Source organism: Kitasatospora sp. NPDC004799, from assembly GCF_040609095.1.
Taxonomy (GTDB): Bacteria; Actinomycetota; Actinomycetes; order Streptomycetales; family Streptomycetaceae; genus Kitasatospora.
The window spans coordinates 1-9,786 of sequence record NZ_JBEXJK010000309.1; the positions used below are offsets into that span (position 1 = coordinate 1).

The window sequence follows — 9,786 nt, forward strand, 5'->3', positions numbered from 1 at the left end:
CTCCACGAAGGGGGTGTTGGCGGGGGTGTACACGGCGCGGCGGGCGGTGGGGCCCATGATCAGCGTGATGTGCGGGAGGGCAACCCGCAGCCGCGGCGGCTCGGGCCGCCCGTGCCGGCGCAGCGCCCGGCAGACCTCGAACGCGATGCCCGCGCCCATGCTGTGGCCGAACCAGGCGTGCGGCCCGTCGAGCAGCGGGGCGACGTCGCGCAGCAGCGGCGGCAGCAGGTCGCCGAGCCGGTCGTGCGGGCGCTCCCGGAAGCGGGACTCGCGCCCGGGCAGCCGGATCGGCACCACCTCGACCTCGGGCTCCAGGTGCTGCGCCCAGGAGCGGAAGGCGGCCGCCCCGCCGCCCGCGTGCGGCAGGCAGAACAGCCGCAGCCGGGCCGGCGGGCGCCCCCGGCGGCGTACCGCCCACTCCCCGGCCCGGGGGGCCGCCTGGGGCCTGGTCAGCTCATCCATCGGGCCACCCTTTCGGCGAGTGCGAGGCAGGTCAGGTTCGGCGGGGCGCTGGGCATCACCGGGAGCACCGAGGCGTCGACGACGTACAGCCCCTCGGCGCCGTGCACCCGGCAGCGCTGGTCCACGACCGCCTCCGGGTCGTCGGCCGGCCCCATCCGGGCGGTGCCGACGGCGTGCCAGCTCGGCGAGACGAACCTGGTCACGGCTCCGCGCAGCAGCCGGTCCTCCCGGACCATCCGGTCGGTCCACACCAGCACCCGTTCCAGCAGCGGGGCCATCGGCGCCGAGCGCAGCAGCTCCCAGGCCTGCCGGACGGCGGCCATCAGCAGCTCGACGTCGGCCGGGTCGGTGGCCAGGCCGAGCAGGATCTCCGGCGGGGTGCCGGCGTCCGCGTCCCGGATCGTCACCGAGCCCCTGGAGGCGGGCCGCAGCACCATCGCGGACAGCCCGACGGCGAGTTCGGCCCGGAGCATGCCGGCGATCAGCGGGTTCGCCGCGACGGGCACCGCGTCCAGCAGGAACAGCCCGAGGTCCGCCGCGCCGCCCGCCGGGCCGGCGGCGCAGCGCGCGGTGACCTGGTGCCAGCTGTCCCCGGCCCGGCAGACCCCGGCCCTGGGCTCGGACCAGAGCACGACCGCGGGGTGGTCGATCAGGTTGCGCCCCACGCCGGGCAGGTCCAGCGCCGGGGCGATGCCCAGGGCGGCCAGCAGCCGCGGGTCGCCGATGCCCGAACGCTGGAGCACCGCCGGGGTGTTGACCGCCCCGGCGGCCAGCGTCACCCGGCCGGCCGCGACCCGCTGGAGCCGCCCGCCGCGCCGCACCTCGACGCCGGTGGCCCGGTGGCGCCCGTCCAGCAGGACCCGGCTCACCTCGGCGCCGGTCCACAGGGTCAGGCCGTCCCGTTCCCGGGCGGGCCCGAGGTGGCTCTCGGCCGTCGAGATCCGGCGGTCGCCGACGGCGTTGGCGGGCGTGGCCCCGGCGCCGAGCGCGGCGCCGGAGTTCAGGTCCGCCAGGACGGGCACCCCGAGCCGGGCGCAGCCGTCCAGGAAGGCCCGGGCCGTCGTGGCCAGCTCCTCCCGGCCGGTCCGGCGGATCGGCACCGGGCCGTCCGTGCCGTGCCCGGGCCCGTCGGCGTCCGGGTCGTTCTCCAGGGCGACCAGGTACGGCAGCAGCCGCTCCCAGGTCCACTCCGGGTTGCCGGCCGCCGCCCAGGCGTCGAGGTCCGCGGGCAGCGGACGCAGCGCGAGCGCGCCGTTGACGGCGGAGGAGCCGCCGACCACCTTGCCGACGCCGTACGGGAACTCCCGTCGGGCGCCCTCGGCGGCCTTGGCGGTGTAGTCCCAGTTGCGGCCGGCCAGGACGGGCACCCCGGCCCGTTCGGCGGCCGCGCCGGCCGGTCCACCGGTCGCGCTCGCCGGTCCGCCGGACGCGCCGGCGCCGTCCGGGAGCTGCCCGGCCTCGATCAGCAGCACCCGGCGCCCGGGCTCCTCGGACAGCCGGGCGGCGAGCACCGCGCCCGCCGAGCCCGCGCCGACCACCACGTCGTCCCAGTACGGGACCGCGGTCTCCGTGCTCACCTGCTCACGCCCCCCGCCGGTCCTTGACCAGGGCGGCCAGTCCGGCCACCGTGGGGTTCTCGAAGAGCAGCTGGAGGCCCTCCTCGGTGTCGCCCTCCCAGCGGAACTCGTCGCGCACCTTGGTGAGGATGTGCACGGCGTGCAGGGAGTCGCCGCCGAGTTCGAAGAAGTTGTCCTCGACCCCGAAGCCGTCGAACTCCATGACCTCGGCCCAGATCGCCAGCACGGCGGCCTCGACCTCGTCGCGGGGGGCGACCGGCTCCTGCTCGTCCAGCTCGCTCCACGGCGCCGGCAGCGCGGCGGCGTCGACCTTGCCGTTGGCGCTCAGCGGGACGGCGTCGATCAGCAGGCAGTGCTTGGGGACCATGTAGTCGGGCAGCCGCTCGGACAGCTCGGCCAGCAGCGCGGCGGGCTCCGGGCGCTCCGGGCCGTCGGCCGGGACGGCGTAGGCGACGAGCTGGCGGCGGCCGGTGGCGGGGTTGGTGTCGACCCGGGCGAGCGCCCGGCCCACGCCGGGGAGCCGCTCCAGGGTGGCGGCGATCTCGCCGAGCTCCACCCGGTAGCCGTTGAGCTTCACCTGGAAGTCCCGGCGGCCGAGGAACTCGATGTCCCCGCCGGGCAGGTAGCGGCCCAGGTCCCCGGTGCGGTACAGGATTTCGCCGGTCTCCGGGTGGGGCACGAAGCGCTCGCCGGTGCGCTGCGGGTCCGCCCAGTAGCCCTTGGCCACGCCGGTGCCGCCGATCCAGATCTCCCCGGTCGCCCAGCGCGGCCGGTCCCGGAACCGGTCGTCCAGGACGTGCAGGGTCTGGTTGGCCAGCGGCTTGCCGTACGGGATCCTCGCCCACTCGGCCGGGACCTCGCCGATCGGGTAGTGCACCGACCAGATGGAGGCCTCGGTCGCGCCGCCCAGGCTGACCACCTCGGCGCGCGGGTGCCGGGCGCGCACGGCGTCGGGCAGGGCCACCGGGATCCAGTCGCCGCTGAGCAGCACCAGCCGCAGGTCGCCGGCCCGCTCCTCGGACAGCCGGGCCGGGGAGTCGGCCCACAGCTGCATCAGGGCGGGCACCGAGTTCCACACCGTGACGCCGTGGCGCTCGGCCAGCTCGGCCCAGTGCAGCGGGTCGTGCGCGCGGTCGGGGCTCGGCAGGACGACGGTGCCGCCGGCCGCGAGGATGCCGAAGACGTCGTAGACGGAGAGGTCGAAGGTGAGCGCCGAGAGGGCGAGCACCCGGTCGTCCGGGCCGACCGAGAAGCGGCGGTTGACGTCCCGGACGGTGTTGACGGCCCCCCGGTGGTCGATCACCACGCCCTTGGGGACGCCGGTGGAGCCGGAGGTGAAGATCACGTAGGCGAGGTCCTCCGGGGCCGGCGCGGTCGGCGGCTCGGTGGCCGGCTGGGCCAGGGTCTCCTCGTCGTCCAGGGTCACCAGGACCGTCCCGGCGGGCCACTCCAGCCCGTCCCGGTGGCGGGCCGAGGTGACCACGACGCGGGCCCGGCCGGACTCCAGCAGCTGCTGCCGGCGGGCGGCGGGCCACTGCGGGTCGACCGGCAGGTAGGCCGCGCCGGAGGCCGCCACGCCGAGCACCGCCGGGACCTGCTCAAGGCCCTTGTCCAGCACCACGCCGACCAGGTCGCCGGCGGCGGCGCCGAGCGCGGCGAGCCGGTGGCCGAGCCGGTACGCCGAGGCCATCACCTCGCCGTAGCTGAGCGAGCCGGCCTCGGAGACCGCCGCGGTGGCGTCCGGGGTGCGCCGCGCCCGGTCGGCGACGATGCTCAGCAGCGTCCCGCCGGGCAGGTCGAGGGCGGTGGCGTTGGCCCGCTCGCGCTCCGCCAGCTGCGGGCGCGGGGCCTCGACGGTGGGGGCCAGGGCGTCCCAGAGGCCGGGGTCGTCGCTGAGCCGGCCGAGCAGGCCCCGGAAGGTGGCGAACATGTCGTCGAGCAGGCCCGCGGGGAAGAGCTCCTCGACGGCGTCCCAGTTGAAGACCAGCTCGCCGTTCTCCTCCAGCACCTGGTGGTCGAGCCAGACCTGCGGGGTCTGGCTCAGCCCGTACCGGTAGGACCCGAAGAACGCCATGCCGTCCATCGTGTCGGCGTCGCCGGAGAGGCCGAGGGCGCTGGTGAAGACGATCGGCATCCCGGCGCCGAGGCCGCTGCCGAGCCGGCGGGCCCGCTCGCGCAGCACCCGCACGCCGCTGTACGACAGGTGCTCCAGGTCCCGCATCAGCTGCTGCTGGAAGCCGGCGGTGCGCCGGGCGAAGCTCTCGTCCTGGCCGCCGCTGATCTGCAGCAGGGTCAGCGAGGTGAAGTCGCCGATGATGTCGCCGATCTGCGGGTGCGCCTCGGCGGGCCGGTTGAACAGGGTCAGGTTGAGGGTGAAGTCGCTCTGCGGCGTCCACAGCCGCAGCACGTCGGCGAAGGCCGCCAGCAGGACCGAGGACGGGGTCAGGCCGCGCTGCCGGGCGGTCTTCTTGACCAGCTCCCACTGCTCGCGGGGCAGGGACGCCCGGCGGCGGGTGAAGACGGTCCGCTCGGCCGAGCCGGGCTGGATCGCCAGCGGCAGGTCCGGGGCCGGCGGCAGCTCGTCGAGGCGGTCCAGCCAGTACTGCTCGGCGGCCCGGTAGCGGGCCCCGGCGCGCTTCTCCTCCTCGGCGAGGACGAAGTCCCGGTAGCCGATCGCGAACGGCTCCGGCGCCCACTGCTCGTCCTCGTAGTGGCGCTGCCAGTCGCGGAAGAACAGGTCGAAGCTGTAGGCGTCCATGATCAGCAGGTCGAGGCTGACGTGCAGGCGCAGCCCCTCGCGGTGCCGGGTGGCGCGGATGTCGAACAGCGGCCAGGTGTCGGGGGCCAGCACCTGGTGGTCCAGCTCGGCCCGCAGCACGCCCAGGTGCTCCTCGAAGGCCTCCTCGGTGGCGTCCGCCCGGTCGTAGCAGCGGATCGTGTAGTCCGGGACCTCGGGCAGCACCCGCTGGCGGCCGTCCGGGCCGATCACCGCGCGCAGCATGTCGTGCCGGGCGATCACCTTGCGCAGGCTGCGCTCCAGGCGCTCCACCTCCAGGCCGTCGCGGTCCAGCTCGAAGTAGAAGTGGGTGGCCACGCCGCCCAGTTCGAGCGCCCGGTTGTGGCCGATCCAGTAGGCGTGCTGGATGTCGGTCAGCGGGAACGGCTCGTGCCGCTGGTCGGGCCGCGCGGTGAGCTGGGCCGGGCCGGTGCCCTGCCCGGCCGCGCGCAGCAGCTCGATCAGCTCGCCGCGCCGGGCCCGGATGTCGTCCCGGATCCGGGCGGTGACCGCGCCGGGCGGCGCGATCACTTCGAGGCTGTCGCCGGAGAGCCTCAGCTTGATGCCCAGGTGCTGGAGCTCCGAGATCAGGTCGTGGTCCATCGCGGGTCGTCCCCCTGGGGTCAGTGCTGAGCCGGACACGTGGTCATGAGCGCGGCGACGGCCGCGACATGGGTGTCGGTGAGCAGGGTGTGGTGGGTGCCGTCGGTCTCGGCGGCGGTGGTCCGGCCGGTGGTGAGCGCCGCCCAGCCCCAGTCCGCGCGGTGCGCGTCGGGGTGGCCGGCGAACTCGCTCACCCGGCCGTGGGCCGCCCGGACCACCGTGACGTCGGCCGCGACCGCGGCCGCGCGGTAGCGGTGGCAGGCGGTGATGATGCCCCGGAACACCGGCCAGCTGAGCGCCAGGTCGGCGGCGTCCGGGACGTCCAGGCCCTGGTCGCGGGCCAGCGCCACGGTGCGGGCGAGCCGCTCCGGCTCCGGGGCCGCGGCCAGCTCGGCGGCGGCGCCCGGGCGGACGGCCGCCGGGTCGAAGCCGACGTCCAGGTCCTCCAGGAACCAGAGCGGCACGGTCGCCTCGTCGAGCCCCTCCGGCGCGCCGGCGGCCTCGGCGGCGGCCCGCTCGGGCGCCGGGGAGTCGATCACCACGAACCGCTCGACGGTCTCGCCGCGCCGCTCCAGCAGCCGGACCAGCTCGAAGGCGATCACCGCGCCGGAGGACCAGCCGGCCACCCGGTACGGGCCGTGCGGACGGGCCGCCAGCAGGGCCTGCAGGTAGCACTCGGCGAAATCCTCCACCGTGTCCAGCGGCTCCCGGCCGACGCCCGGGCCGGGCGCCTGGAAGGCGTGCACGGGGCCGTCGAGGAGTTCCGCCAGGCCCCGGTAGCAGAGCACGTTCCCGCCCGCCGGGTGGACCAGCAGCCAGGGCGTCCCGTCGCCGGCGGTGTCCAGCGCGACCAGCGGGGACCACTGCTCCTGCCCGGCCTCCAGCAGGGCGGCGAGCTCGGCGACCGTACGGTGCTCCAGCAGCGCCCCGAGCGGGGCGCGCAGCCCGAGCCGCTGGCCGACCAGGCCGATGACGCGCAGCGCCGCGAAGGACTGCCCGCCGAGTTCGAAGAAGTCGTCGTGGACGCCGACCTCCTCGAGGCCGAGCACGGACTCCCAGATCTCCACCAGGACCTTCTCGGTCTCCGTGCGGGGGGCGGTGCGGGTGCGGTCCCGGCCGTCGGAGGCCGGGCCCATCGCCTCCAGGGCGCGGCGGTCGAGCTTGCCGTTGGCGGTGAGCGGCAGCTCGTCGAGCACCACGACGAAGCTCGGAACCAGGTGGCCGGGCAGCCGCTCGGCCAGGAAGGCGCGCAGCTCCTCGGGCCGCGGGCGCGGGGCGTCCCGCTCGACGACGGCGTAGCCGGCGAGCTGGCGCCCGGAGCCGGCGGTGCGGGCGACGACCACGGCGTTGCGCACCGCCGGGTGGCGGGTCAGGGCGTGCTCGATCTCGCCGGGTTCGACCCGGAAGCCCTGGATCTTGACCTGGAAGTCGGCGCGGCCGAGGAACTCGATGTCGCCCTCGGGCCGGTAGCGCCCGAGGTCGCCGGTGCGGTACAGGCGTTCGCCGGTGGCCGGGTCGGTGACGAAGGAGGCGGCGGTGCGCGCCGGGTCGTTGAGGTAGCCCAGTGCGACGCCGGTGCCGCCGATGTACAGCTCGCCGGTGGTCCAGTCGGGCGCGTCGCGGCCGGCCGGGTCGAGCACCCGCCAGGTCTGGTTGCCCAGCGGACGGCCGTAGGGGATGCTCGCCCAGTTCGGGTCGACCCGGTCGATCGGGTGGTGGATGGACCAGATCGACGCCTCGGTCGCGCCGCCGAGGCTGACCACCCGGGCGTTCGGCGCGATCCGCCGGATCAGGTCGGGGAGCTGGACCGGGATCCAGTCGCCGCTGAGCAGCACCACCCGCAGCGCGGGGAAGGTCAGGCCGGCCTGCTCGGCGGCCTCGGCGAACAGCTGCATGATCGCCGGGACGGAGTTCCAGACCGTGACGCCGTGCTCGCGCACCAGGCCGGCCCACTGCGCCGGATCGGCCGAGCCCGCCGGGGGCAGCAGCAGGGCCGCGCCGGCCTCGGCGGTGCCGAAGACGTCGTAGACGGACAGGTCGAAGCAGAGCGAGGAGACGCCGAAGACCACGTCGTCCGCGCCGATGCCGAACCGGCGGTTGATGTCCACCACGGTGTTCAGCGGCCCGCGGTGGTCCAGCACCGCGCCCTTGGGCTTGCCGCTCGACCCGGAGGTGTAGATGACGTACGCGGTCCCGCCCGGGTCGCCGGTGCGCTCCGGTGCGGGGCCCTGGGCGGCCGCCCCCGGGCCGTCCGCCGTCAGCACCGGGCAGGCGGCGACGGCGGCGACGGACTCCCGCTCCCCGGCCGAGGTGACCACGGCCGTCGCCGGGGTGTCCGCGAGCAGTTCGCCCACCCGCTCCCGGGGCCAGCCCGGATCGATCGGCACGTAGGCGGCGCCGGCCGCCAGCACGCCGTACACGGCGGCGATCTGCTCCGCGCCCTTCGGCAGGACGACGCCGACCTTGTCCCCCGGCCGCACCCCGGCCGCGGCCAGCCGGGCGGCCAGCTCCCCGGCCCGGGCGTGCAGTTGCCCGTACGCCACGGCGCCCTCGGCGGTGACCACGGCCGCGGCCGCGGGGCGCAGCGCGGCCTGCCGGGCCAGCGCCCGGTCGAGCAGGCCGGCGGGCACCTCGCCGGCGGTGTCGTTGACCTCGGCCCGGCGCTCGCGCTGGGCGGCCGGCAGCAGCTCGAAGGAGCGGCGCAGCCAGGCCTGCGGGTCGTCGGCGAGCAGCAGGAGCAGTTCGCGGTAGGCGGCGTGCATGGCGTCGATCAGCCCGGCCGGGAACATCGCCTCGATGAGGTCCCAGACCACCCAGAGGCCGCCGTCGCTCTGCTCCCAGAACTGGTTGTCGAGCAGCACCTGCGGGGTCTCCAGGTGGCTGAAGACCGGCTGGTCCAGGTGGCCCATGAACAGGCCGCTGCCGACCACGAACGGGCAGGCCGCGCGGCCCGGGGTGCGCCGGACCTGGTTGAGGGTCTGGAGCACCTTCACGCCGCTCCAGTAGGTGTGCTCCATGTCGGTCATGACCCGGGTCTGCAGCCGCCGCGCCCGGTCGTGGAAGGGCTCGTCGTGCCGCCAGTCCACCTCCAGCGGGTAGAGCGAGGCGAAGTTGCCGACCACCTCGGTGATCTGGGGGTGGATCGGCAGCCGGTGGGTCATCATGTTGTTCAGCAGGAAGTGCCGCGAGCCGCTCCAGTACGCCACCGTCTCGGCGTAGACCGCGTACACCGCGTTGGTGGGGGTGACGCCGTGGTCGGTCGCGCGCTGCTTGAAGCGGGCCCACTGCTCGGCGGTCAGGGTGAACTCGCGCCGGGTGAGCCGGGCCCGGGTGCGGGTGTCCGCGCCGCTCACCAGCGGCAGGTTGGGCGCCTCGGGCCAGTCGGCCATCCGCTCGCACCAGTACGCCTTGGACGCCTCGCCGCGCTCCGACTCCTCCAGCGCGGCCAGCGCCAGCACGGCGTCGCGGTAGCCCAGTTCGAGGTCGGCGACGGGCTCGGACGGGTCGTGGTAGGCGCGCAGCACGCTGTCCAGGAAGCGGCCGGTGCCCGGGCCGTCGCTGAAGAAGTTGTTGTTGTTGTAGTGCAGCCGGGCCCGGCCGTCGCCGTAGCGGGTGATCCGCACGTCCATCCAGGGCCAGGTGTCCAGCGGGAGTTCGGCCGCCTGCATCTCGTCCCGGGTCCGCTCGACGGCGGCCATCGCCTCGGCCTCGTCGGCCTGCCGCAGGTCCGCCACCCGCACCCGGACCGGCGCCGGGTCCCGGACGGTCTCCAGCTGGAGGTCCTCGCGCACCACCACCAGGCTGCCGCGCTGGCGGTGCAGCATCCGGTTCAGCGCGGCCTCGAAGCGCTCCGGGTCGAGCTCGGCGAAGTCGAACTCCATGTACTGGTGCGGCCGCACGTGGTACTCGAACTGCGCGGTGCTGCCGACCAGGAAGGACATCTGCAGGTCGGAGGGCGGGAACGGCTCGTGCCGCCGCTCGGCGTCCGGTACCGCCCGCGGCAGCGCGCCGGCCTGCCGGGCGGTGCCGCCCTGCTTCAGGAGGGCGATCAACTCGGCCTTGTTCTCGGCGAGTTCGCGCCGGATGTGGTCGGGGAGCGAGCCGGCGGCGGCGCGCACCTCGATGCGGTCGCCGTCGACCAGCCGCAGCCGGACGCCGTGCTGGGCGAGCCGGCCGAGCAGCTCGGCCGGGTCGCCGTGCCGTCCGTGTGCTGTCATTCCGGGAACTCCTGTTCGGGCGGGTCGGGGGCGCGGGCCCGGTCGGGCCGGCCCCCGCGCGGAAGCGGGGCGAAGTCGGGGGCGGTGGTGCGGGGCGCGCGATGCGGCGCCGGGTGGCGGGCCGCGCGGGGCGGGGCCGACCGGGGCGTCC

The 9,786-nt window shown here is 75.9% G+C and carries 4 protein-coding genes; all 4 read right to left on the reverse strand.

Annotated elements, in window-relative coordinates:
- Positions 1–462, reverse strand: a 462-nt coding sequence (locus ABZW03_RS29885; protein WP_355264985.1) for a thioesterase domain-containing protein, incomplete at its 3' end; no start/stop codon positions are given.
- On the reverse strand, positions 450–2,039 hold the full coding sequence (locus tag ABZW03_RS29890) for a GMC family oxidoreductase N-terminal domain-containing protein (protein ID WP_355264988.1): 1,590 nt from the start codon (positions 2,037–2,039) through the stop codon (positions 450–452). The genes ABZW03_RS29885 and ABZW03_RS29890, both read right to left, overlap by 13 nt.
- Before the next feature lie 4 nt (positions 2,040–2,043).
- On the reverse strand, positions 2,044–5,418 hold the full coding sequence (locus ABZW03_RS29895; protein WP_355264991.1) for an amino acid adenylation domain-containing protein: 3,375 nt from the start codon (positions 5,416–5,418) through the stop codon (positions 2,044–2,046).
- 20 nt (positions 5,419–5,438) lie between these two features.
- On the reverse strand, positions 5,439–9,635 hold the full coding sequence (locus ABZW03_RS29900) for an amino acid adenylation domain-containing protein (protein ID WP_355264994.1): 4,197 nt from the start codon (positions 9,633–9,635) through the stop codon (positions 5,439–5,441).
- Between the last annotated feature and the right edge of the window lie 151 nt (positions 9,636–9,786).